At 71.1% G+C, this 24,833-nt stretch carries 20 protein-coding genes; 13 read left to right on the top strand and 7 right to left on the bottom strand.

Going from position 1 to position 24,833, the window contains the following annotated elements; translation table 11 throughout:
* Positions 1-3 precede the first annotated feature (3 nt).
* Positions 4-1,680 carry a glycerol-3-phosphate dehydrogenase/oxidase gene (locus QM517_RS08135; RefSeq protein ID WP_283286469.1) on the bottom strand — a complete coding sequence of 559 codons (1,677 nt, stop codon included), beginning with the start codon at positions 1,678-1,680 and terminating at the stop codon, positions 4-6.
* A gap of 117 nt (positions 1,681-1,797) precedes the next feature.
* On the opposite strand from QM517_RS08135, the gene QM517_RS08130 reads away from it, so the two are divergent.
* The gene (locus QM517_RS08130) at positions 1,798-2,565 is read left to right on the top strand and encodes a triose-phosphate isomerase family protein (protein WP_283286467.1); all 768 of its coding nucleotides are present in this window, start codon (positions 1,798-1,800) and stop codon (positions 2,563-2,565) included.
* 80 nt (positions 2,566-2,645) lie between these two features.
* Here the strand turns inward: QM517_RS08130 and QM517_RS08125 are convergent, their stop codons facing one another.
* The 3 genes from QM517_RS08125 to QM517_RS08115 are packed head-to-tail and all read right to left on the bottom strand — an operon-like array spanning position 2,646 to position 5,712.
* The gene (locus QM517_RS08125) at positions 2,646-3,923 is read right to left on the bottom strand and encodes a RuBisCO large subunit C-terminal-like domain-containing protein (protein WP_283286465.1); all 1,278 of its coding nucleotides are present in this window, start codon (positions 3,921-3,923) and stop codon (positions 2,646-2,648) included.
* Between the two features lie 10 nt (positions 3,924-3,933).
* A complete protein-coding gene (locus QM517_RS08120) occupies positions 3,934-4,764 on the bottom strand; it encodes an HAD-IIB family hydrolase (RefSeq protein WP_283286463.1) in 831 nt (276 codons plus the stop codon).
* A 3-nt stretch (positions 4,765-4,767) separates the two neighbouring features.
* A complete protein-coding gene (locus QM517_RS08115) occupies positions 4,768-5,712 on the bottom strand; it encodes a hypothetical protein (RefSeq protein WP_283286460.1) in 945 nt (314 codons plus the stop codon).
* A 204-nt stretch (positions 5,713-5,916) separates the two neighbouring features.
* On the opposite strand from QM517_RS08115, the gene QM517_RS08110 reads away from it, so the two are divergent.
* From QM517_RS08110 to QM517_RS08085, 6 genes are all read left to right on the top strand, one after another.
* Entirely contained in the window at positions 5,917-7,416 is a 1,500-nt protein-coding gene (locus tag QM517_RS08110) for an FGGY family carbohydrate kinase (protein WP_283286458.1), read from the top strand.
* A gap of 99 nt (positions 7,417-7,515) precedes the next feature.
* A complete protein-coding gene (locus QM517_RS08105; RefSeq protein ID WP_283286455.1) occupies positions 7,516-9,006 on the top strand; it encodes an FGGY family carbohydrate kinase in 1,491 nt (496 codons plus the stop codon).
* Positions 9,003-9,827, top strand: a complete 825-nt coding sequence (locus tag QM517_RS08100; protein WP_283286454.1) for an HAD-IIA family hydrolase — start codon at positions 9,003-9,005, stop codon at positions 9,825-9,827. Before QM517_RS08105 ends, QM517_RS08100 begins: the two co-directional genes overlap by 4 nt.
* A 38-nt stretch (positions 9,828-9,865) precedes the next feature.
* Positions 9,866-11,239: an iron-containing alcohol dehydrogenase gene (locus QM517_RS08095; protein ID WP_283286452.1), complete on the top strand. Its 1,374-nt coding sequence runs from the start codon at positions 9,866-9,868 to the stop codon at positions 11,237-11,239.
* Between the two features lie 81 nt (positions 11,240-11,320).
* The gene (locus QM517_RS08090) at positions 11,321-12,193 is read left to right on the top strand and encodes a class II fructose-bisphosphate aldolase (protein ID WP_283286450.1); all 873 of its coding nucleotides are present in this window, start codon (positions 11,321-11,323) and stop codon (positions 12,191-12,193) included.
* Complete coding sequence (locus QM517_RS08085) at positions 12,190-12,963, top strand: HAD-IA family hydrolase (RefSeq protein ID WP_283286448.1); 774 nt, start codon at positions 12,190-12,192, stop codon at positions 12,961-12,963. Before QM517_RS08090 ends, QM517_RS08085 begins: the two co-directional genes overlap by 4 nt.
* A 52-nt stretch (positions 12,964-13,015) precedes the next feature.
* Here QM517_RS08085 and QM517_RS08080 read toward each other — a convergent pair whose 3' ends face one another.
* A complete protein-coding gene (locus tag QM517_RS08080) occupies positions 13,016-13,753 on the bottom strand; it encodes a GntR family transcriptional regulator (protein ID WP_283286446.1) in 738 nt (245 codons plus the stop codon).
* Positions 13,754-13,978: 225 nt separating this feature from the next.
* On the opposite strand from QM517_RS08080, the gene QM517_RS08075 reads away from it, so the two are divergent.
* Together QM517_RS08075 and QM517_RS08070 are read left to right on the top strand one after the other, a co-directional pair.
* Positions 13,979-16,153 (top strand): alpha-ketoacid dehydrogenase subunit alpha/beta, encoded by a 2,175-nt coding sequence (locus QM517_RS08075; RefSeq protein ID WP_283286444.1) that lies wholly within the window; start codon positions 13,979-13,981, stop codon positions 16,151-16,153.
* 22 nt (positions 16,154-16,175) lie between these two features.
* On the top strand, positions 16,176-17,519 hold the full coding sequence (locus QM517_RS08070) for a dihydrolipoamide acetyltransferase family protein (RefSeq protein WP_077052515.1): 1,344 nt from the start codon (positions 16,176-16,178) through the stop codon (positions 17,517-17,519).
* Positions 17,520-17,578: 59 nt separating this feature from the next.
* On the opposite strand, the gene QM517_RS08065 is transcribed toward QM517_RS08070, so the two are convergent.
* A complete protein-coding gene (locus QM517_RS08065; RefSeq protein ID WP_283286442.1) occupies positions 17,579-18,601 on the bottom strand; it encodes a 6-phosphofructokinase in 1,023 nt (340 codons plus the stop codon).
* 139 nt (positions 18,602-18,740) lie between these two features.
* On the opposite strand from QM517_RS08065, the gene QM517_RS08060 reads away from it, so the two are divergent.
* Positions 18,741-19,709, top strand: a complete 969-nt coding sequence (locus tag QM517_RS08060) for a LacI family DNA-binding transcriptional regulator (protein ID WP_077052513.1) — start codon at positions 18,741-18,743, stop codon at positions 19,707-19,709.
* Positions 19,710-19,876: 167 nt separating this feature from the next.
* Here QM517_RS08060 and QM517_RS08055 read toward each other — a convergent pair whose 3' ends face one another.
* Positions 19,877-20,443, bottom strand: coding sequence for an AAA family ATPase (locus QM517_RS08055; RefSeq protein WP_283286441.1), 567 nt, complete (start codon positions 20,441-20,443; stop codon positions 19,877-19,879).
* Positions 20,444-20,684: 241 nt separating this feature from the next.
* Between QM517_RS08055 and QM517_RS08050 the strand changes: the two genes are divergently transcribed.
* Genes QM517_RS08050 through araA form a run of 3 tightly spaced genes read left to right on the top strand, consistent with a single transcriptional unit; the run spans position 20,685 to position 24,501 of the window.
* Complete coding sequence (locus tag QM517_RS08050; RefSeq protein WP_283286439.1) at positions 20,685-21,401, top strand: L-ribulose-5-phosphate 4-epimerase; 717 nt, start codon at positions 20,685-20,687, stop codon at positions 21,399-21,401.
* Positions 21,398-22,969, top strand: a complete 1,572-nt coding sequence (locus tag QM517_RS08045) for a xylulokinase (protein WP_283286437.1) — start codon at positions 21,398-21,400, stop codon at positions 22,967-22,969. The genes QM517_RS08050 and QM517_RS08045 overlap by 4 nt, the downstream gene beginning before the upstream one ends.
* A 20-nt stretch (positions 22,970-22,989) precedes the next feature.
* Positions 22,990-24,501, top strand: a complete 1,512-nt coding sequence (gene araA / locus QM517_RS08040) for an L-arabinose isomerase (RefSeq protein WP_283286436.1) — start codon at positions 22,990-22,992, stop codon at positions 24,499-24,501.
* Positions 24,502-24,833 lie beyond the last annotated feature (332 nt).

Genomic DNA, 24,833 nt, shown 5'->3' with positions numbered 1-24,833 from the left:
GACTCAGCCCTTCGTCTCTGCGGTGGTCGGGGCCGCGGTGCGCGGACGGGCGACTCCGCCCTGCAGCCGCTCGATGTACGTCCGCTGCGCGGCGAGTTCCGCCGCGATCCGCGCCCGGTCCCAGCCGAGTTCGCGCGCGGCCAGTTCGGCCACGGGTCGCTCGACGTCGGTCCCCAGGGCGGGCTCCAGTCCCACGAGCGTGCGCCGGTGCAGGATGTCGACGAGGGTCGCCGCGCCCTCGGCCCGGATCGCGTGGAGCACCTCGGCCGCGACGACGGCGCCGCGCCCGTGGCCGAACACCTCGGCGGCGCGGGGATCCGTCGCCGCGAGATCCCGGATGGCCGCCGCACCGGCGCCGTACACGTCGACGAGTCGCTCGGCGAGCGCGGGCTCCCACGGGAGAGTGGCGGACAGGCGCTGGCGCGCCTGGGTCGCACCCGACCAGCGATCGGACACTGCCCCGGGGAGCGGCATCCGCGCCGTCCGCGAGGGGGACAGCGTGCGCCCGAGGTGGCGCGCGATCTTGTCGACCGTCTGCTTCCCGAGGCTCAGGTGCGGGGTGAGCTTGCCCCCGACGATCGTCACGAGACCGGGAGCGTCGTCATGGCTGAGGATGAGGTGGCTGCGCGGGATGTTCCCGGCCTTGACTCCGGGTCGGTAGGGCAGCGGGCGCACGCCGGTGTAGGTGAAGAGCACGTCGTCGGCGGTGAGGTTCGCCGTCGGGATGAGCAGGTTGGTCTCGGCGAGGAGGTAGGCGACCTCGTCGTCGGTGCCGCGGACGGCGCCCGGGTCGCCGTCGAACCGGTCGTCGGTGGTGCCGATGAGGTACCGGCCGTTCCACGGGATCACGAGGATCGCGCGGTTGTCCGACCGCGCCTCGAAGTAGATGCAGGCGTCGGGTGCGCCGGGGAAGGCATCGACCACGAAGTGCGTCCCCGTCGTGCCGCCGATCTGCCGCGGCATCCCGAGCTTCTGGCCGAGCTCGTCAACCCAGGGGCCGGCGGCGTTGACGACGGCGCTCGCGCGGATCTCGAAGGTCTCGTCGGTCAGGAGGTCGCGCGCCGAGACGCCGACCACGCGGGTGCCCTCGCGCAGGATGTCGGATGCCTCGATGTAGGTGCCGATGACCGCGCCGGCGTCGGCCGCCGACAGGGCGGTCTCGATGACGAGGCGCTCGGGGTACGTGACCTGCCCGTCGTAGTAGCGGACCGCGCCGGAGAGGCGGTCCTTGTCGAGGCCGGGGAGTTCGGTGTCGATGGCCTTGCGGCTCAGGTAGCGGTGGGCCGGGACGGACTTCCGCAGCGACAGGATGTCGTACATGACCAGGCCGATCCGGAACATCCACCCGGGGAGGTGGTTGTGGCCGTACAGCGGCACGACGAAGGGCAGCGGGGTCACCAGGTGCGGCGCGATGCGGAAGAGGCATTCGCGATCGTGAAGGGATTCGTACACGAGGGGGATCTCGCCGTGCTCGAGGTACCGGAGGCCGCCGTGGATCAGGCGGCTGTTCCAGGACGAGGTGCCCACGGCGAGGTCGCCGCGCTCGATGAGGGCGACGGACAGTCCGCGGGTGGCGGCGTCGCGGGCGATCGCGACACCGTTGATGCCTCCTCCCACGACGAGGACGTCGAAGGTCCGGCCGGTCAGCTGCGCGGCGTCGGCGCGAGAGAAGCTGGTCATATGTCTCGTTCTCCATTGACGGTGACATGAGCGGCGCGGGTGCACCTAAGATGTATATACAAGGATACACAACTTCGGGAGAGCGTGGATGCCGGCCCGGAGGGACGAGGAGGTCTCATGTCCCTGCCCGCGACCATGGTCGGCTGCAGCCCGAAGAGCTACTTGACCGGTGAGACGGCCGGCGCCTGGCTCGACGCCCTGCGCGCAGGCCTCGAACGCACGCCGGAGCGCGGCGAGGGCGTCTTCGTCTGCCTGCCGGCCGCACTCCTCACGCGCGGCGTCGACGCGCTCGCCCCGCTGGGCGTGGTCGTCGGCACCCAGGACGTCTCGGCCTACCCGAGCGGTGCCTACACGGGCGAGGACAACGCCGACCTCCTCGCGGGCCTCGGCGCCCGCGTCGCGATGATCGGCCACCCCGAGCGGGTGCGGTACTTCGCGGAGACGCCCGAGATCTTCGGGGCCAAGGCGCGCACCGCCGCCGAGGCCGGCATCGCGCCGGTCCTCATCGTCGGCGAGCCCGAGCGCGGGGTGGACCTGGAACGTGTCATCCGGCCGCAGCTGGACGCGGCGTTCGCCGGCATCCCCGCGGACGCGCCCGTCGTGGTGGCCTACGAACCCACGTGGGCCATCGGGGCCACCGAACCGGCCCCGCCCGCGCACGTCGTCGGGGTGATCGCGCGCCTGCGCGAGCTGCTGGCCGAGCGGTCGGGTCCCGTGCGCGTGATCTACGGCGGGAGCGCCGGGCCGGGGACGTTCGCGGCCATCGCGGCCGCCGGTCGCGCCGCCTCCCTGCCGCACGGCATCCCGGACGGTGTTTTCCTCGGACGGGCCGGAGTGGATGCCGCGGGCTTCCTCGCCACGATCGCCGAGGTGCGGTCGGCCTGACGGGGCGGGGCGGGCCGGTGCACGCGCGTCGCGCCGCCCCCGCGTCCGTCGTCCCGGCCCCGCGGAGACACCGCCGTGGGTCAGAGCACGCCCCACGCGTCGATCGCGGCGCGGAGTTCGGGCGTCTCGGACGCGGCCTCCTCCACGGGTGTGCCGGCGACGGCGGCGTCGATCGCGCGGCGCATCGCGCGCACGCCCGCGGCCGCTCCGCCGGGATGGCCCTGGATCGCGCCGCCGGCCCCGAGCACGATGTCGGTGCCGAGCTCGGAGACGTAGCGCTCCACGGTTCCCGGGTGGACGCCGCCGCCGATGACGGGCATCGTCGGCGCGAGACCCGGCCGGGGGAGCAGCATCTGGTGAACCGTCCGCAGGTAGGGCAGCGAGCGGATGGTCGCACCGCCGTACGGCGTGCTGACCAGCGCCAGATCGGCCCCGGCGAGGCGCGGGAGCAGGCCCATCGCGAGCGGAGCGCTCATGCCCGTCGACGGTCCCTCGAAGTACGGGGCGGCGCCGGCGAAGTGGGCCAGCACGGGCACGTCGACCGTCTCGGCGAGCGCTTCCAGCGAGCCGTAGCCGACCGTGGCGTAGGTCGCCATGACGGCTCGGGCTCCGGCATCCACGGCCCGACGGGCGGTGTCGAGCATGCGATCGGGGCGATCGGTCACGTTGGGGACGTAGATCGTCTCGATGCCGGTCTCCTGGGCGGCCTCCTGTGCGGCGCGCATGAACAGGCGGACGCGCTCGACGACGGGGGAGTACTCCGGATCGGCGGTGAGTTCGTCGTCCTTGATGAGATCGATGCCGCCGAGCGCGGTCTGGAAGAACACCTCGCGCGCGACCTCCGGGGGCATTCCGGCGCACGGCTTCAGCATGTTCAGCAGAAGGGGTCGATCGTGCACGCCGGTGAGGCGGCGCAGCCCCTCGACGCCGAAGGACGGGCCGGCGAAGCGGTCGCTGAACGATTCCGGCAGCTCGAGGTCGACGAGCTTGGCCTCGACCGAGGTGGAGGAGTCGTTGCCGAGGAGCGTGGTCAGCAGCATCGGCAGCGAGGCGCCGAAGTTGATGGTGGGCACCGCGACGCGCAGGACGTAGCCGATGCGCGCGGGGTCGTCGAGGCGGGTGGTGTCGGAGGGCGGCAGGCTGTAGACGCTCACCACCCGCGCCTCGTGCCGCGCCCGCATGTCGTCGGTGATCCCGGGAACGGGAAGCCATGTGCCGATCGTCTGCCCCACGGCGAAGCGTGTGGCGCGGGCGAGGGCGTCGGCCTCGGCGGGCAGATCCAGCACGTAGGTCGCGATCACGTGGTCGCTGTCGCGGAGGGTCTCGGGCAGGGCGAACAGGTCCAGGGGGGAGGGCATGAGGGATCCTTCAGCGTCGCGGGCGGGGGAGTCGAGCGGCGAGTTCTTCGAGGACCACCGCGGCGCCGTCGTCCGCGTGGTGGAGCGTGTGGTGGCGGGCCAGCGCCTTGACCTCGTCGCGGGCGTTGCCCATCGCGACGGGGTGTCCGATGCGGCTCAGCCACGGGACGTCGTTGCCGCCGTCGCCGATGCCGAGCACGTGCGCGGGGTCGATCCGCCCGTCTAGCAGGTGCTGCAGCGCGGCCCATTTGTGGGCGTCCGGGGCCACGAACTCCCAGAACGTGTCCATGGAGCGTGCCGCGTCCGGGAGGGCGGCGCGTACCTCGGGCGCCGCGGCGTCGAGGGCGCCGGGCGTGCCGTGGAGCATCATCTTCAGGGTGGTGTCCGGACGGATGCCGCTCGGGTCGCCGACCCGGATGGCGTCGGGTGCCTCGCCCAGGGCGATCAACTCGTCCGCGGCGGGGCCGGCGGCATCCACCCAGATGGTGTCGCGCTCCCACCACGTCAGGGCGAGCCCGGTGGAGCGGTGGAGCGCGACGGCCGCCGCGACGTCTACGGGGGACATCGGCGCCACGCGCGTGTCCTCGTCCGTGACGGGGTCGAAGGCGACCGAGCCGTTCGCTGCGGCGACGCGGTTGCGCAGGCCGAGCTCGCGCGCGAGTCCGAGAACGCTGCGGCGCGACCGGCCGGTGAGGAGGAAGACCGGGAGCCCCGCGTCGCGGACCGCGGCGATCGCGGCGGCGGTGCGCGCGCTGACGACGTGGTCGGCGCCCGCGATGGTGCCGTCGACGTCCAGGGCGACGGCGTCGATGCGGTGCGGGGCCCCGGTCTCGTGCGGCATGTGTCAGCTCACCGCCGGGAAGAGGGCGGCGACGCCCAGGACGAGGGTCGTGACCGGCCAGATCGCCGCGGCGGGCGGGTCGATGTGGGTGTCGCCGTGGGCCAGCCACAGACGCGCGAAGACCTCCGCGACCCATGCACCGAGGACGCCCGCGACGATGCCGATCAGCATGGCCGCCCAGGCCTGCCCGCCCACGATGGGGAGGAACGTGACCGCGGCGACACCCGCCGGCAGCGTGATGTGGTGGGTCACCGGGACCGGGATGCCGATCGTCAGGAAGATCAGCGACACCGCCGAGACGCCGAACATGAACGTCGCGGCGCTTCCGGCGATCGACGGGACGTTCTGCGCGATGGTGATGGCGACGAAGGCGCCGAGTCCGCCGACGAAGAGGCCGAGCACGGTGTTCGGGACGAACTTCTCCTGTCCCTCGATCCAGCGTCCCTCGTCCGACGGCGAGTACGCCGCCCAGCCGCTCGCCCCGGAGGAGTTCCGGGCGAAGACGCCCTTGCGGCCGAAGATGATCCGGGCGAGGAGCGCGGAGGTCAGGACGGTGACGGCGACCGCGTCGGTGTGGGTGCCGAACCACGGGATGATCGCCACGACCTTCTGGAGGAAGTAGCCGAACACACCGAAGAGCGCGCCGACGAGCAGGACGTCGGGCTGGGCGAACTTCGCCAGCGGCGTGACGATGTCCTTGCCGAGCAGGTCGTGCTTGCGGGCGGCGTATGCGGCGGCGGCCACGCCGCCGGCGAACGAGATGTGCGGCCCGAACGCGGGGCCGAACGCGATCGAACCGAGGATCGGCGAGGAAGGATCGGCGATCAGGCTCACGAGCCCGATGAGCACCATGATCCCGGTGAAGATGAACGCCTGCAGAGCGCCGATGGCGGCGCCGAAGAAGCCGCCGGCGGCGGCGGCGAGGATCGAGAAGAGGTCGATGTCCATATGTGTGTCCTTGGCTTCACGTCGTTGTGTGCGCGGAAAGGGATAGCCTTCGGTCGGGCGCTACCGACCGGATCACAGAGTAGAGACCTGCGACTTACAGGGCAATACTTGACTATACAAGTCATGCCAGATTAGCCTCAGCGTGCCGTCGGTGCCCGTGCCCGACGACGCATTCACCTCCAACACGATGAAGTGGGAGCACCCATGGTCAAATACCTGCTGGGAATCGACGAAGGAACGACGAGCGCGCGTGCCTTCGTCATCGACGAGGACACCACCGTCGTCGGGTTCGGTCAGGCCGAACTGACGCAGATCTACCCGCGGCCCGGCTGGATCGAGCACGACCCGATGCAGATCCTCAACACGCAGCTCGAGGTCATCCGCGCCGCGCTCCGCGACGCCGGCATCACCCCCGACCAGCTCTCGGGGGTCGGGCTCACCAACCAGCGGGAGACCGGCATCGTCTGGGACAAGGAGACCGGCCGCCCGATCTACAACGCCATCGTCTGGGCCTCGCGGCACTCCGTCGACATCGTGCAGGGCTGGGTGGATGCCGGGATCGGCGACCTCATCCAGGAGCGCACCGGTCTCATCCCCGACGCGTACTACACGGCATCCAAGATCCGTTGGATCCTCGACCAGGTGCCGGGCGCGCAGGGACGGGCCGAGCGTGGCGAGCTGCTCGCCGGGACCGTCGACACGTGGCTCATCTGGAACCTCACCGGGCGGAAGTCATTCAAGACGGACTACTCCAACGCCTCGCGCACGATGATGATGAACCTCGAGACCCTGCAGTGGGACGAGGAGCTCCTCGGCCACTACAACATCCCTGTCGGGATGCTCGCCGAGATCGTCCCGTCGGACTCGAACTTCGGCACGATCGAGGCGACCTTCGGCGCGCCGATCGTCATCGGCTCCGACCTCGGCGACCAGCAGGCCGGCCTCTTCGGCCAGGCCGCGTTCACGCCCGGCCAGGTGAAGATGACATACGGCACCGCCGGCGTCCTCAACATCAACTGCGGCAGCACCCCGCGCCGCATCGAGGGACTCACCCCCAGCCTCGCCTGGGGAGTCCAGGGCCAGACCGCGTACGAGGTCGAGGGCGTGCTCTTCGCGATGGGCAAGACGATGCAGTGGCTGCGTGACGACATGCAGCTCATCCACGCCGCGCCCGACAGCGAGTGGTACGCCGGACAGGTTCCGGACACGCAGGGCGTCTACCTCATCCCCGCCTTCACGGGACTCGCGGCACCCACGTGGGACCCGTACGCGCGTGCGGCCCTCATCGGCATGAGCAACTCCACCAACCGCCTGCACATCATCCGCGCCGCCGTGGAGTCGATGGTCTTCCAGACCCGCGACGTGGTCGAGGCGGCGCTCGCGGGTTCCGACCTCACCATCCCCGAGCTCCGCGTGGACGGCGGCGCCGTGAAGAACAACCTGCTGTGCCAGCTGCAGGCCGACATGCTCGGGGTGCCCGTGATCCGGCCGAAGAACGCCGAGGCCACCATCTTCGGAGCCATGCTGCTCGCCGGTCTCACCACCGGCGTGTACTCCAGCCTCGAGGAGCTCGAGTCCAAGTGGGTCGTCGACCGGGTCTTCGAGCCGCAGATGAGCCGTGACGAGGCCGACTCCCGCTACGAGGGCTGGACCGCCGCGCGCGAGCTGACCAAGGGGTGGACCAAGAAGGTCCAGGTCGCCTGACCCCCGCACGGAGCACCGGTACGCACGCGCGTACCGGTGCTCCGCCCTGCCCGCGGAACGCCGCGCGGGCTCCACCGCACCCCGACGAAGTGGGACATTGTGACGCAGTACATCCTCGGCATCGACGAAGGAACCACGAGCGCTCGGGCGTTCGTCATCGATGAGGACGCCAACGTCCTCGGCTTCGGCCAGTCCGAACTCACGCAGATCTCGCCCCGGCCCGGCTGGCTCGAGCACGATCCGATGCAGATCCTGCACACCCAGCTCGACGTCATGCGCGAGGCGATGAACCAGGCCGGAATCACCCCGGCGCAGCTCAGCGCCGTGGGCCTCACCAACCAGCGCGAGTCCGCCCTGGTCTGGGAGAAGGACACCGGGCGCCCCATCTTCAACCTCATCGTGTGGGCCTCGCGGCACTCCGACGGCATCGTGCAGCAGTGGGTGGATTCCGGGTTCGGCGCGCTCATCAAGGAGCGCACGGGGCTCGTGCCCGACGCGTTCTACGCGGCCTCGAAGATCCGCTGGATCCTCGACCACGTGCCCGGCGCGCAGGAACGGGCCGAGCGCGGCGAGCTGCTCGCCGGCACCGTCGACACCTGGCTCATCTGGAACCTCACGGGGCGCGAGTCCTTCGTGACGGAGCCCTCCAACGCGTCGCAGACGATGATGATGAACCTCGAGACCTGCGACTGGGACGACGACCTCCTCCGCGGCATGCGCATCCCGCGCCACATGCTCGCCGAGATCCTGCCGTCCGACGCGCACTTCGGCACGATCGAGGCCACGTTCGGCGCGCCCGTGCCGATCGCCGCGAACCTGGGCGACCAGCAGGCCGGACTCTTCGGGCAGGCCGCGCACGCGCAGGGCCAGGTCAAGATGACGTACGGGACGGCCGGCGTCCTCAACATCAACAACGGGCCGACCCCGTTCCGCCCCGAGGGACTGACGCCCAGTGCGGCCTGGAACATCCGCGGCGAGCTGATGTACGAGACCGAGGGCGTCGTCTACGCGATGGGCAAGACGATGCAGTGGCTGCGCGACGACCTCCAGCTCATCCACGCCGCCCCCGACAGCGAGTGGTACGCGGGCCAGGTCGCCGGCACCGAGGGCGTGTACCTCGTCCCGGCCTTCACCGGCCTCGCCGCCCCGACGTGGGATCCGTCCGCGCGGGCCGTGATCGTCGGGATGTCCAACGCCACCAACCGCCTCCACATCATCCGCGCCGCGGTGGAGTCGATGGTCTACCAGACCCGGGATCTCGTGGATGCCGCGGTCACCGGCTCCTCGTTCGAGATCCCCGAGCTGCGGGTCGACGGAGGCGCGGTGAAGAACGACCTCCTGTGCCAGCTGCAGGCCGACGTGCTCGGCATCCCCGTGGTGCGCCCGAAGAACTCGGAGGCGACGATCTTCGGCGCGATGATGCTCGCCGGTCTCTCGATCGGCGTGTACCGCGATCTGCAGGAGGTCCAGGCGAAGTACGTCGTCGACCGGGTCTTCGAGCCGCGGATCGACGCCGGGCGCGCGGACGAGCTCTATGCCGGGTGGCGCGCCGCGCGCGACCTCACCCGCGGGTGGGCGGCGGTGGCATGACCCCGACCGGACCGATCCCCGACTTCGCGTCGTACGTCTTCGACCTCGACGGCACGATCTACCTGGGCGAGGCGCTCCTGCCCGGTGCGCAGCGGCTCATCGAGGGGCTGCGCGAGCGCGGCAAGCGCGTCATCTTCTGCAGCAACAACCCCACGAAGCGGCCGGACGAGTACGCCCGCAAGCTGACCCGGCTCGGGCTCCCGACCGAGGTGTCGGACGTCTACACGAGTCTCGCGGCCACGGTGTCGTGGATCCGCCGCACGATGCCCGACGCGGCGGTCTTCCCCATCGGGGAGACCCCGCTGGTCGAAGCGCTCGCGGAGGCCGGCATCCGGATGAGCGACGACCCCGAGCGCATCGACCTCGTCGTGTCGTCGTACGACCGCACCTTCGACTATCGCAAGCTGCAGATCGCCTTCGACGCCCTGTGGTTCCACCGGCGGGCGCGCCTGGTCACGACGAACCCCGATCGCTTCTGCCCCTTCCCGGGCGGGCGCGGCGAGCCGGACGCGGCCTGCATCACCGCGGCGATCACCGCCGGGACGCAGATCGAGTGCGAAGCGGTGTTCGGCAAGCCGTCCCGCGACCTGCTGGAGATCATCGCGACCGAGACGGGCCTGGACCCGGCGACCTCGGTCATGGTGGGGGACCGACTCGCCACCGACATGCTCTTCGCGAAGAACACCGGGATGCGGTCGGCCCTCGTCCTCACCGGCGAGACCGACCTCGCCCTCCTGGATGCCGCTCCCCTCGAGCAGCGCCCGGACTTCGTCCTCGACCGCATCGACGACCTCCTCGACGTCGACCTCGCCGTCCACTGATGCCGACGCGCCGCCCGCGGCGCCGGAAAGGATCCCCCATGACCTCGCTCAGTCCCACCGAACGGGCTTCGTCCTCCTCGGGCGGCGCGATGCGCCTCGTCGCCGAACCCGGCGCGCTCCGTCGTCTCGGGGCCCTGGTCGACGAGCTCGCTCCGTCCGGCGAGGTGGTCCTCGTCACCGACGGCGTGCCGAAGACCTTCTCCGGCGGGGACGTGGATGCCGCGGTCGCGGCCGCCGTGTCACCGGGCCGGCCGCGTCGGACGGTGCGGGTGCCGTCCGGATCGCACGGCGTGACGCTCGACGAGGCCACCGTCGACGCGGTGACCGCCGATGCGACGGGCGCGGCCGTGGTGGTCACCGTGGGGTCGGGGACCGTGAGCGATCTGGGCAAGGTCGTCGCGGCGGCGCTCGAGGTGCCTCTGGTGGCCGTGCAGACCGCCGCGAGCGTCAACGGCTTCGCCGACCCGCTCTCGGTCCTCGTGCGCAAGGGCGCCAAGCGCACCGTGCCCAGTCGCTGGCCCGACATCCTGCTCATCGACCACGACATCGTGGCGGACGCGCCCAGCGAGCTGACGCGTGCCGGGGTGGGGGATGCCGTGGCCATCTGGTCCTCGCCCGCCGACTGGTACCTCGCGTGCGCCCTCGGCATGGACGATGGGCGGTACGACGGCCGGTTCGTGGACCCCGTGCGCGACCTCGCGCCGCGTTTGTCGGACGCGTCGTCGACCGCGGCGGATCGTCTGTCCGCGCTCGTGGACGTGCTGACCGTCGGCGGACTCGTCATCGGCGACGCCGGCACCACTGCGCCCCTGTCGGGGGTGGAGCACCTGTTCAGCCACGTCCTGGACATGTCCGCGCTGGCCGAGGGCGCGGCGCACGATCTGCACGGCGCTCAGGTGGGCGTCGCGAGCATCCTGTCCGCGGCCCTGTGGGACGTGGCGCTGACCGATGAGCGCGTCTTCGATCTCGATCCCGACGATCTCGCCGTCCCGGCCGACCTCGAGGAGCGGGTGCGGGCGGTCTGGCATCCGGTCGATCCGTCGGGGGCGCTCGGCGACGAGTGCTGGCGGGCAGTGGATGCCAAGATGCGCCGGTGGGGCGCGGCGGCACCGGCGATCGAGGACTTCTTCGGGCGCCGGAACGAGCACGTCACGACGCTGCGCGCCCTCGCGGCCGACCCGGCGCTCCCGGTCGCGGCTCTCCGCGCGTGGGGTGCGCCGTCCACGTTCGCCCAGTTGCGCCCCGCCGTATCCGCCGAGCGCGCGCGGTGGGCCCTGAGCGCGCTGCCGTTCATGCGGGACCGCCTGACGCTCGCCGACGTGCTGGTCCTCGCGGGGCGCTGGGACGACGGGCTGTTCGACCGTGTCCTCGCCCGCGCGGATCGCGCCGTCGGAAGCGTCGCGACGAGCTAGTTGTATAGGGTTGGCTATACTTGTACTGTTAGTTTGACCGATCGCAGCAGAGCCGCTCCGATCCCGAGGAGGGAACCCCCAATGACTTTCGCCAGCACGAAGCTTCTCGCCCGCGAAGCGCGCGCGAACGGTTACGCGATCCCCGCCGTCAACATCGTGGACGGCATCTCGATCGCCGCCGTCGTGCGCGCCGCCGACCGCGCCGGATCGCCGATCATCCTGCAGACGTCGGTCAAGACCGTGAAGTACTTCGGGGCCGAGGTCCTCGCCGGTCTCGCCCGCGCCGCCGCGGACGCGGCCGACGTGCCCGTCGCCCTGCATCTGGACCACTGCCCCGATCGCGCGGTCATCACGGAGACCATCGCGCACGGCTGGTCGTCGGTGCTCTTCGACGCGTCCGACCGCCCGTTCGACGTCGCGCGCCAGGAAACGGCTGAGGTCGTCGAGGAGGCGCACGCGGCCGGCGTCGACGTCGAGAGCGAGATCGAGAACATCGTGGGTGTCGAGGACGGCGTGGGGTCGGACGACCCGAACGTGCACTTCTACCCCGACGAGCAGCTCGTCGCCGTCGCCGAGGAGACCGGCACCGATCTCATCGCGCCCGCTCTCGGGACCGCGCACGGTCTCTACAAGGCCTCGCCGGTCCTGCTGTTCGATCGGGTGTCCGCGCTGGCGGCGCTCACCGACATCCCGATCGTTCTCCACGGCGGCACGGGGCTGTCGGGGGAGGAGTTCGCGCGATTCATCGACGCGGGAGTCTCCAAGATCAACATCTCGACCGCGTTGAAGCTCGCGTACATGTACGCCGCCCGTGACCACCTCGCCGACGCGGAGCGTTCCGGCAAGTGGGAGCCGGTCCGCCTGTTCGATCAGATCGGGGCCGCGGTCGAGGACGTCGTCACCGAGCACATCGCGCTGTTCCGTTCGGGCTCGCGTCAGGCGGTGTCCGCATGACCGGGCGCGCCCTCATCCTCGACTGCGACGGCGTGCTCGCCGACACCGAACTCGACGGCCACCTCGTCGCCTTCAATCGCACCTTCGAGGAGCTCGGGATGCCGTTCCGCTGGAGCGCGGAGGAGTACGGTCCGCTCCTGCGCATCGGCGGGGGCAAGGAGCGCCTGCGCGCGTATCTGGCGCAGCATCCCGAGATCGATCTCGGCACTTCCGAGGAGGTCGACGATCTCGTCGTCCGCGCGCACAAGCGCAAGTCCGAGATCTACGTCGAGCTGGTCGAGGGCGGCGCCCTTCCCGGACGGCCCGGGATCGCGCGCATCGTCACCGAGGCCCTCGATGCGGGGTGGCAGGTCGCCTGCGCCTCGACGTCCGCCGAGAAGAGCGTGGAGGCCGTGCTGGCCTCGGTCGTCGGCCCTGAGACGCGCCGTCGCATGGCCGGGGTGTTCGCCGGAGACGTCGTGCCGGCGAAGAAGCCCGCACCCGACATCTACCTCCTGGCGGCCGAGTCGCTCGGTCGGACCGCGGACGAGATCGTCGTGATCGAGGATTCGCAGTCCGGTGCCGCGGCCGCCGCAGCCGCGGGCATGGCCCACGTGGTGACCGTGAGCCACTTCACCGCCGAGGACGAGTTCCCGGCCGCCGCGGTGATCGTCGACGTCGTCGGCGACGCGCGGACCCCCGCCACGGTCCGCTCGGGCCTGGACGTGCGCGACGGGCGCGGCGTCATCGGCGTGGACGGTCTCGAGAAGATCCTCGCCGCACGCTCCTGAACATCGACATGACGAAGGCCCCGCCGCGGCGGGGCCTTCGTCATGCGCGGTCTCAGGTCAGGTCGTAGTGGAACTCGAGCCGGATCATGTCGCCGCGGAAGCTGATGCGACTGAACTCGAACGGGGTGCCGTCCGGTGCCGCGATGCGCTGCTCCAGCAGGAGCAGGGGGGTGCCGGCGCGCGTACCGAACAGCTTCGCCACCGACGCCGAGGCGGTGGTCGTCTCGAGGGTCTCGGTCACGCCGGCCATGCGGAGGCCGAAGTCGCGGTCGAGCACCGTGCACAGCTGCTCGTGGGCGAGATCCCGGTCCAGCATCTCGGGCGCGAGCGCCCGGGGGACGAACGACTCGTGCAGGCTGATCGGGTGCCCCTCGACGCGGCGGAGGCGGCGGATGTTGTAGACCGGCGTCCCCTCCGGCACCGACAGTGCGGTGGACGCGCGGGCATCGGCATCCACGAGCGCGCTCGCGAGCACCTCGGTCTCGGTCGCGTAGCCCTGCTGCTCGAGCTGCTCCCGGATGCCCTGGTACGACGGCGAGCGGGTGCTGATCTTGCGCCGCGAGACGAACGTGCCCTTGCCCTGCACGCGGAAGAGCAGGCCCTCGTCGACCAGCCGGGCCAGCACCTGGCGCGCGGTCATGCGGCTGATGCCGTAGATCTGGTTGAGCTCGTTCTCGGACGGGATCTTCTGATCCGGTACCCATTCGCCGCGGGTGATCTTGTCGCGGATCACGTCCGCGAGTTGGATGTAGAGCGGTGTCGCAGAGTCGCGGTCCAGCTTCTCGGTCATCCCCATGCCCCTTCCGTGCGGCGGTCGCGACATCGCCCGTGTGCGCGTCGCCGTTCGTGGTCGTCGCCAAGTGAGACAAACTCGTCTAACCTTGTATATACTTGTATTGTATTTTTACAACGGGTACGACGACGTCCGCTCGGCTTCGCGAAAGCCTATCCGACAGCGTCGTCCCGACGTCAGTCCGGCCGACGCGCGCCGGATGATTCATCGAGGATGAGGATCATGGCTGAGACCATCAAGCTGGAGCCCGCGGCGCCGTGGGTCGAACTGCGAACGACGAAGGCCGACTGGGATGCCGCCGACCCGGTGCTCCTGCAGACGATGCTGGTGCAGCTCCACCTCATCCGGTCTTTCGAGGAGTACGTGCTCGAGCTCGCCGGGCAGAAGCTGATCAACGGCCCGGCCCACTCCTCCATCGGACAGGAGGGCGGCGCGGTGGGCTCCGCCCTCCCCCTCGTCAGCGCCGACCAGGTCAACGGGTCGCACCGCGGACACCACCAGTTCCTGGCGAAGGCCTTCGGCCACGTCCAGCCGGGCGGATTCGACGCGACCGCGGAGTTCTCGCCCGAGGTGCGGGAGGTCCTGTACCGCGCGCTCTCCGAGATCGCGGGACTGCGCGACGGGTACTGCAAGGGCCGCGGCGGGTCGATGCACCTGCAGTGGACCGAAGCCGGAGCGATGGGCACCAACGCGATCGTGGGCGGCGCCGTGCCGTTCGCCGTCGGCTTCGGCTGGGCGGACCAGCACGCGGGCACCGACAACGTCGCCGTGACGTACTTCGGCGACGGCGCGGTCAACATCGGCTCGGTGCTGGAGAGCTTCAACCTCGCCTCGGCGTGGAAGACGCCCACGTGCTTCTTCATCGAGAACAACCAGTACGCCGTGTCGACGACCGTCACCGAGGCGACCGGTGAGGCGCGCCTGTCGGGACGCGGCCTCGGCTTCGGCATCCCGAGCTGGCGCGTCGACGGACAGGACACCCTCGCCGTCTACCTCGCGATGCAGCAGGCCGTCGAGCTCATGCGCACCGGCGGCGGTCCCACGATCGTGGAGGCCGACACTTACCGCTTCTTCCACCAGAACGGCCCCTTCCCGGGCTCGGCGTTCGGTTACCGGACGAAGGAGGAGGAGAAGGGCTGGCGCGACCGCGACCCGATCGCCCTGGTCGAATCGCACCTCGTGCGCCGCGGCATCCTGAGTGCGGACGAGGCGCAGGCCGTGCGCACCCGCGCGAAGAAGATCATGCAGGAGGTCGGCTCGACCGTCGTCGAGGCCGACCCGAACGGCAAGCCCGGGCAGCTGCGGCTGCGCGCCGAACTGTGGCCGTCGACCGACACCATCAACCTCGGCATCCGGGGCGAGATCCCCGCGATCACCGACGTGGCCGTCAAGGACAACGCGGAGTTCGCCGCGTCCGAGCTCGAAGAGAAGAAGTTCGTCGACGTCATCGCCGAGGTCATGCATCGCCGGATGGAGCAGGACTCCTCGATCGTCGTCCTCGGCGAGGACGTGCACCGTCTCAACGGCGGCTCCCGCGGCGCGACGAAGGGCCTCTCGGACGACTTCCCCGACCGCACCCTGGGCACCCCGATCAGCGAGAACGCGTTCACCGGATTCGGTGGCGGCCTCGCCCTCGACGGCCGCTACTACCCGGTCATCGAGCTGATGTACGCCGACTTCCTCTGGGTCGCCGCCGACCAGCTCTTCAACCAGATCGGCAAAGCCCGTCACATGTTCGGCGGCGACCACGACATGCCGCTGCTGCTGCGCATCAAGATCGGCACCAACACCGGTTACGGGTCGCAGCACTCGATGGATCCCGCCGGCATCCTCGCCACCTCGGTCGGGTGGCGCATCATCGCCCCGTCGTCGCCGTTGGACTACGTCGGTCTCCTCAACACCGCGATGCGCCTGAAGGATCCCGTCGCCGTGCTCGAGCACGACGCCGACCTGTACAAGTCCGTCGGGGACGCGCCCAAGGACCTCGACTACTGCCTGCCGTTCGGCAAGGCCGCAGTGCGCCGTGAGGGCGCGCAGGTGACGGTCATCAGCTACCTGTCGATGGTGCACCGCGCGGTCGAGGCCGTCGAGAAGGCGGGTGTCGACGGCGAGGTGATCGACCTGCGCTGGCTCGACAAGGCCAGCGTCGACTGGGACACCATCGGCGAATCGATCCGCAAGACCAACCGCGTCGTCATCGTCGAGCAGGGCTCGACGGGAACGTCGTACGGCGGCTGGCTCGCCGACGAGATCCAGCGCCGCTACTTCGACTGGCTCGACGCTCCCGTCGAGCGCGTCACCGGCGCGGAGTCGTCGCCCAGCATCTCCAAGGTGCTCGAGGCGGCCGCGCTGGCCACCACCGATGACATCGTCGCCGCGCTGACGGCGATCGTCTGAGCCGCGAGAGAGGACCACTGACATGGCTCGTTACCTGCGCATGCCCGGGGTGTCCGCCGACTCGGACGCGGCGGCACTGGAATTCTGGACGGTCGAGAAGGGCGCCACCGTCTCCGCCGGCGACACCGTCGCCTCGGTCGAGACCGAGAAGGCCGTCGTCGACATCGAGATCGACGAGGATGCCGTGATCTACGCCCTCGTGGCGGAATCCGGGTCGATGGTCCCCGTCGGTGACCCGATCGCTATTCTCCTCGCCCCGGGCGAGGACCCCGCCGAGGCGGAAGCGCTTCTCGCCCAGCTCGGTGGGGGAGCGGCATCCGCTCCCTCGTCCGAGTCGGCGGACACAGACCCGGCGGTGTCGAGCGGCTCGGCTACGGCACCGTCGGCGGACCTCGCCGCGGAGGACATGGCGGCCCCCGCCGCGCCGCCGGCCGATGCCGCACCCGCGCTCGTCACCGACGAGGTCTCCGCCCCGTCGTCGGCGTCCGCGGGACGCATCCTCGCGAGCCCGCTCGCGCGTCGGGTGGCGGCGGACAAGGGCGTCGACCTGTCCGGCGTCACGGGGTCGGGACCGCGCGGCCGGATCGTCCGCGCCGACGTCGAGGCGGCCGCCGCGGCTCCCGCTCCGGCTGCCGCGCCGGTGGCGACACCCGCCCCCGCGGCCGCTCCCGCGGCGGTGCCGGCCGGGGGGACGGCGACGCCGCACACCAAGCTGCGCCGCCTCATCGCGAATCGGTTGCAGGAGAGCAAGCGCACCGCGCCGCACTTCTACCTCACGCGTCACCTGCGCGTGGATGCTCTGCTGTCGCTGCGGGCGCAGATCAACGAGCAGTCGTCGGTCCGGGTCTCGGTGAACGATTTCTTCGTCAAGGCGGCCGCGCGCGCTCTCGTCGACGTGCCGGAGATGAACGTCATCTGGACGGAGGACGCCGTCGTCGGGTTCGACACCGCCGATGTCTCCGTCGCCGTCGCGAGCGAGCGAGGCCTGGTCACGCCCACTTTCCGCTCGATCGAGTCGATGCCGTTGACCGCGCTCTCGCTCGCCATCAAGGATGCCGTGGCCCGCGCCAACGAGGGGCGTCTGCAGCAGTCCGAGCTCGAGGGCGGAACCCTCTCGATCTCGAACCTCGGCATGTTCGGGGTGGACGAGTTCGCCGCGATCATCAACCCGCCGCAGGCGGCGATCCTGGCCGTCGGCGCCGCCACCGCGCGTCCGGTCGTGGGAGCGGACGGCTCGCTCGAGGCGGCGACGGTCGTCACCGTGACGCTGTCGGTCGACCATCGTCCGGTGGACGGTGCGATCGCCGCGCGGTGGTTGGACCGTCTGGCGGCCCTCATCGAGTCGCCGCTCACGATCCTGCTCTGACGACGGATGCCGAGGGGGCCCGGACCAGCACGGTCCGGGCCCCCTCTGCGCACCCCTGTTCAGCCGAAGAGCACCTCGGCCTCCGCGTAGCGCTCGGCGGGGACGGTCTTGAGCTCGTCCAGCGCCTCGGCGAAGGGCACGGTCGTGAGCGCGGTTCCGCGGAGGGACACCATGCGGTCGCGCTCTCCGCGCAGGACGGCCTCGGTCGCGGCCATGCCCATGCGGGTCGCGAGCACGCGGTCGAAGGCCGACGGCACGCCGCCCCGCTGGATGTGGCCGAGCGTCGTCGCCCGAGTCTCGATCCCGGTGAGCGCCTCGATCTGCGGCGCCAGCCGTTCCCCGATTCCGCCGAGGCGCGGGCGTCCGAAGGCGTCCAGTCCACGTTCCGAGTGCGGATCATCGGCCTGATCGGGGATGAATCCTTCTGCGACGACGACCAGCGGCGCCTTGCCGCGGGCCCGCGCGTCGGCGACCCATGTCGTGATCTCGGTCATGGTCGTGCGTCGCTCGGGGATGAGGATGGCGTGCGCTCCCGCGGCCATGCCCGAGTGCAACGCGATCCATCCCGCGTGCCGCCCCATCACCTCGGCCACCATGCACCGCCCGTGGGAGTCGCCGGTGGTGCGGAGGCGGTCCATCGCGTCCGTGGCGATCTGCACGGCCGTGTCGAATCCGAACGTGTAGTCGGTGCCGTTGAGGTCGTTGTCGATCGTCTTCGGTACCCCCAGGACGTGGATGCCGCCGTCGCCGAGGCGCTGCGCGGCGGCGAGCGTGCCCTCGCCGCCGATCGCGATGAGGGCGTCGACGCCGAGCTCGGCGAAGTTCTCTCGGACCCGCTCGACGCCGCCGTTGTCGAACGGGTTGAAGCGGCTGGAGCCGAGGATCGTGCCGCCCTGCTTGGCGATGCCGCGGATGCGTTCGCGATCGAGGACGACGTGCTCGCCCGTCGTCGCTCCGCGCCATCCGTCGCGGAATCCGACGAAGTCGTGTCCTCCCGCGGCGAAACCGCGCAGGACGGCGCCGCGGATGACGGCGTTCAGGCCGGGGCAGTCGCCGCCGCTGGTCAGGAGGCCGATGCGCACGGCTGCTCCTCGGTCGTCGCGGGGCGTTTCGTGGCGCTCATGGCCGCTCCTCTCCACCGGCGTCATCGCCGGGAGGTCAACATGTATATACAAGTATAGCCCCCTGCGGGATCGAATCGCGCCGCTACTGTGAAGGACCATGAGCGGCGACGGCGGGATCAAGCGCACGGGCATGCGCGATGTCGCCGACGCCGCCGGCGTCTCGACGCAGACCGTCTCGCGGGTGCTGAACGGGTATCCCGGCATCCGGGATGCCACCCGCGAACGCGTGCTCGCGGCGGTCGCCGCCCTCGACTACCGCGTCAACAACGCCGCGCGCGCCCTGGGCACGAGTCTCACCCGGACCGTCGGGGTCGTGGCATCCGATGCCGTCCTGCACGGTCCGTCGGCGGGCATCGCGGCGCTCGAGCGGGCCGCGCGGGCGCGGGGTCGGTGGATCTCGACCGCGTACACCGACTCCGACGACCCGGCCGACATCGACGCCGCCGTCCGCCACCTGCTCGACCAGGGTGTCGACGGGATCGTGCTCGTCGCGGCGCACCGCGCCACTCCTCTCGAGGGGTACGACGTTCCGATCGTGCCGCTGTACGGCGAGCGGGGAATCCGCCAACGCCACGCGGCCGCCCTCGTCGTGGATCATCTCGCCGACCTCGGACATCGCCGCATCGTCGAGGTCGCCGGTCCCGCGGACTGGCGCGAAGCCCTCGCCCGCACGGCCGGCGTGGCCGACGCCATAACGCGCCGCGACCTCTCGCGGGAGGGGCGCGTCGAGGGGGACTGGAGCGCGGCGTCCGGTGCGGTCGCCGCCGCCGCGGTCGCCGCGCACGTGCGCGCCGGCGCCACCGCGGTGGCCGTCGCCAACGACCAGATGGCCCTCGGGCTCATGGCGGGGCTCGCCGCGCGGGGGCTCGCGGTTCCGGCCGACGTCGCCGTCGCCGGTTTCGACGACAACCCGGATGCCGCCTTCTACGCGCCCTCGCTCACCACGGTGCGCCTCGACGTCGAGGGCGAGGCGGCGGAGGCCGTGGCGACCGTGCTCGGCGAGGACGCCGCTCCTCCGGCGGATCCGGTTCTGGTCCCGCGGGCGTCGACCGCCGCACCGCGCTGACGCTCGGGCGCGCGCGTCCAGGGCGTGGCATCCCTTCGGGGTTTGGGGCGGATTCCTGCGGTTGGGGCGTCGCTTTCACGCCCCGAACGGAGAATCGCGCCCCAAACCCGGGTGGAGGCGGACGAGGCGGCCTCCTCGGGTCCGTTATGCCGGAGTCGAGCCCGTCTTCAGTGCACCGATGCCGCGAGCGGGCCGGACAGCCATCGCTCCACCTCGCGCGTCGAGCGCAGCCGCACGATCGGCAGCTCGGGGCGCTGGGCCGCGACGGCGGGGAGGCGTTCCCGGTAGTTCCCGCGCGTGGAGATCGACCAGCGGACGATGTGCTCGGGGTCGGTGAAGAACGTGTGCAGCGGCGGCTCGATATTCCCGTTCCACAGGGGCTCGCGGCCGAGGCGGCGGCGGAGCGTGCGGGCGACGACGCGGGGGAGCGTGACCGTCGTGAACGGCAGGTCGAGCCATACGAGCAGATCGGCGCGCGCCGTCAGGAGTGGCCTGGCATCCGAGTACTGCCACTCCGTCACCCAGGCATCCTCCTCGACGAGCGCGCGGACGTCGTCGAGGAACTCCGGTCGGGGCGTCCAACCGGGCCCGTGGAACAGCGCGTCGATCTCGACGTGCGGAGCGCCGGTGACGGCCGAAATACGTCGGGACAGCGTCGTCTTGCCGACGCCCGAGACTCCCGCGACGGCGATCCGCCGCGGGCGGTGCGGGAGGGAGCCGTCGAAGCCGAGCACCCGCCGATGCTACGCGGCCCGCGCCGGTCCGGCCCCGTCGCGCCGCCAGGTCGTGGCATCCCCTTCACGGGGTTTGGGGCGGATTCCTGCGTTCGGGGCGCTCGTTTCACGCCCCGAACGCAGAATCGCGCCCCGAATCCTCGGGGTGACAGCTGCGAGGCATCCATCTCTCGCCAACGCGCCATGTTACCGGTAACATGACACGCGAACCCGCCACCGACAGAGTCGAAGGAGACCCCGCGTGTCCGATGCCGTCACGTTCACGCCCGAGGTGCAGGAGGCGATCGACGCCGTCCGCGCCGACGTCGCGAAACTGCACGCCGAGCTCGTGCGCTACAACCTCATCGTCTGGACCGGCGGCAACGTCTCGGGTCGTGTCCCCGGGGCCGACCTGTTCGTCATCAAGCCCTCGGGCGTCTCGTACGACGACCTCGCCCCCGAGAACATGATCCTCTGCGACCTCGACGGCACCGCGCTCCCCGGCACCCCCGGCTCCGAGCGCAGCCCCTCCAGCGACACCGCGGCGCACGCCTACGTGTACCGCAACATGCCCGAGGTCGGCGGCGTCGTGCACACCCACTCCACCTACGGCGTCGCGTGGGCGGCGCGCGGCGAAGAGATCCCCTGCGTCATCACGGCGATGGCCGACGAGTTCGGCGGCCCCATCCCCGTCGGCCCGTTCGCGATCATCGGCGACGACTCGATCGGTCGCGGGATCGTCGAGACCCTGCGCGGCCACCGCTCGCGCGGCGTGATCATGCAGAACCACGGCCCCTTCACGATCGGCACGAACGCGAAGGATGCCGTGAAGGCCGCCGTCATGCTCGAGGACGTCGCCCGCACGGTGCACATCGCGCGCGAGGCCGGCCCCCTCATCCCGATCCCGCAGGACAAGATCGACGCCCTCTACAACCGCTACCAGAACGTCTACGGACAGAGCACGGACGACCGCCGATGAACGCGCACATCACCGAAGGCCGCGCCTCGCTCGGCATCGAGCTCGGTTCCACCCGCATCAAGGCCTGCCTCATCGGCCCGAACGCCGAGGTGCTCGCGACCGGCTCCCACGAGTGGGAGAACGTCTACACCGACAAGCTGTGGACCTACTCGCTGGATGCCGTGTGGTCGGGCCTGCAGGCCGCCTACGCCGAGCTCGTCGCCGACGTGCAGCAGAAGCACGGCGTCACCCCCGAGCGGTACGCCGCGATGGGCGTGTCGGCGATGATGCACGGCTACCTCGCGTTCGACGCCGACGGGGAGCTGCTCGCCCCCTTCCGCACCTGGCGGAACACCAACACCGGTGTCGCGGCGGCCGAGCTCACCGAGCTCCTGGGCGTGAACATCCCGCTCCGCTGGTCGATCGCGCATCTGCACCAGGCGGTCGTGGATGCCGAGCCCCACGTGCCCGAGATCCGCTTCCTCACCACGCTGGCCGGCTACGTCCACTGGAAGCTCACCGGCGAGAAGGTGCTGGGCGTCGGCGACGCGTCGGGCGTGTTCCCGATCGACTCCGCCACCCGTGACTACGACGCCGACCTCGTCGCGCGCTACGACGGCCTCGCCGCCGGACGCGTCCCCGCGCTCGCCGATCTGCTGCCCGAGGTGCTCGTCGCGGGGGCGGCCGCGGGGGCGCTCACGCCTGAGGGGGCGGCCCTGCTCGACCCGACCGGAGCCCTGCGTCCCGGCATCCCGTTCGCCCCGCCCGAGGGCGACGCCGGAACCGGCATGGTCGCCACCGGCGCGGTCGCGCCGCGCTCGGGCAACGTCAGCGCCGGCACGAGCATCTTCGCGATGGTCGTGCTCGAGCGTCCGCTCAGCGAGGTGCACCACGAGCTCGACCTCGTGACGACGCCCTCGGGCGACGCCGTGGCGATGGTGCACTGCAACAACGGCGCGAGCGAGTTGGCGGCGTGGGCGAACATGTTCACCGCGTTCTCGGCCGCGGCCGGCGTGACGCAGACCCCGGATGCCACCTACGCGGCGCTCTTCGCCGCGGCGCTGGAGGGCGAGGCCGACGCCGGCGGGCTGCTGGCGTACAACCACCTCGCCGGGGAGCCCATCGCGGGGCTCGACGAGGGGCGCCCCCTCGTCGTGCGCACCCCCGACAGTCGCCTGACGCTGCCGAACTTCATGCGCGCGCAGCTGTACGGCGTCTTCGGGACGCTCGCGCTCGGCATGGACGTCCTCCACCGCGAGGGCGTCGGCCTCGACAAGATGTACGCGCACGGCGGCATGTTCCGCACCGCCGGGGTCGCGCAGCGCTTCCTTGCGGCGGCGCTCGACGCGCCCGTCGCCGTCGCCGAGACCGCGTCCGAGGGCGGGGCGTGGGGCATGGCCGTGCTCGCGGCATACGTCGCCGACGGCGCCGGCCGCGACCTCGACACGTACCTCGCCGAGGCCGTCTTCGCCGACGCGCCGATCATCACCGCCGACCCCGATCCGGCGGACGTCGCCGGATTCTCGGCCTACCTCGACCGTTACCGCGCAGGCCTCGCCGTCGAGGCGGCCGCCGTGGCATCCCTCTGATCACCCGAAAAGGAACAGTCATGACCCGCACGAAGCTCAAGAACGACCTCGACGGCTACGAGGTCTGGTTCGTCACCGGCAGCCAGAACCTCTACGGCGAGGAGACCCTGAAGCAGGTCGCCGAGCAGTCGCAGGCCGTCGTCGAGGGCCTCGCCGGCCTCCCGGTGAGGGTCGTCTGGAAGCCCGTGCTGAAGGACTCCGACAGCATCCGCCGCATGGCCCTCGAGATCAACGGCCGCGACGACGTCATCGGCGTCATCGCGTGGATGCACACCTTCAGCCCCGCGAAGATGTGGATCGCAGGGCTCGACGCGCTGCAGAAGCCGCTGCTGCACCTGCACACGCAGGCCAACGTCGAGCTGCCGTGGAACGACATCGACTTCGACTTCATGAACCTCAACCAGGCCGCGCACGGCGACCGCGAGTTCGGGTACATCCAGACGCGCCTCGGCGTCGCCCGCAAGACCGTGGTCGGCCACGTGTCGAACCCCGCCGTCCGCCAGCAGATCGAGGACTGGGAGCGCGCCGCCGCCGGGTGGACTGCCGCCCGCACCCTCAAGCTCGCGCGGTTCGGTGACAACATGCGCTTCGTCGCCGTCACCGAGGGCGACAAGACCGAGGCCGAGCTGCGCTTCGGCGTGCAGGTCAACACGTGGGGCGTCAACGAGCTCGTCGAGGCCGTCGAGCAGGCGGCGGATGCCGACATCGACGCGCTCGTGCAGGAGTACATCGACAGCTACGACGTCGTGGACGAGCTCCTTCCCGGCGGCGCGCGCCACCAGTCGCTGCGCGACGGCGCCGCGATCGAGCTGGGCCTCCGCTCGTTCCTGGAGGAGGGCGGCTTCGGCGCCTTCACCACGTCGTTCGAAGACCTCGGCGCGCTCAAGCAGCTCCCGGGTCTCGCGGTGCAGCGCCTCATGGCCGAGGGCTACGGCTTCGGCGCCGAGGGCGACTGGAAGACGGCGATCCTCGTGCGCGTCGCGAACGTCATGGGCGCGGGCCTCCCCGGTGGCGCCTCGCTCATGGAGGACTACACCTACGACCTCGTCCCCGGCAACGAGCGCATCCTCGGCGCCCACATGCTCGAGGTGTCGCCGTCGCTCACGACGAAGAAGCCGCGCCTGGAGATCCACGAGCTCGGCATCGGCGGCAAGGACGACCCGGTGCGCCTGGTCTTCACCGCCGACGCGGGTCCGGCGCTCGTCGTCGCGATGAGCGACATGCGCGACCGCTTCCGGCTCGTCGCCAACGTCGTCGAGAACGTCGACGCCCCCGACCTGCCGAAGCTCCCCGTCGGCCGCGCCGTCTGGAAGCCGGCGCCGGACTTCGCGACCTCGGCCGGCTGCTGGCTCGCCGCCGGCGCCGCCCACCACACCGTCATGACGACGGCCGTGGGCATCGAAGTGTTCCGCGACTTCGCCGAGATCGCCAAGACCGAGCTCGTCGTCATCGACGACGACACCACGGTCCGCGGCTTCCAGAGCGAACTGCGCTGGAACCAGGCGTACTACCGCCTGGCCCAGGGCCTCTGATCCCCGCCGTCCCGGGCGCCCTTCGCCGGCCCCGGGGCGGTGCGGCACGTACGCGTCCCCTTCGGGGCGCGTCCCGTGCTCCGGTTCTCCGGCGCACGAACCGTGCCCCGGGTCCGCGTCGGTGGTGGGACGCCCGCGGATCCGGGGCATTCGTGCGTTCGGGCGTCTCGTCCCACTTCTGGCGGGGCGTGTCCCGAAAGGTGCGGTTCTGGGCTGCCGTTGGCAGCGCGAAGTGGGACATGGATGCCGTGCGGGCGGCGGTGGGCGGGGCGTGTCCCACTTTGTGCGGCTTTGAGGTCGCGGCGTCGCACGAAGTGGGACATGGATGCCGT

Source organism: Microbacterium sp. IEGM 1404 (genome assembly GCF_030056775.1).
Taxonomy (GTDB): domain Bacteria; phylum Actinomycetota; class Actinomycetes; order Actinomycetales; family Microbacteriaceae; genus Microbacterium.
This window is presented reverse-complemented; position numbering and strand designations above follow the sequence as displayed.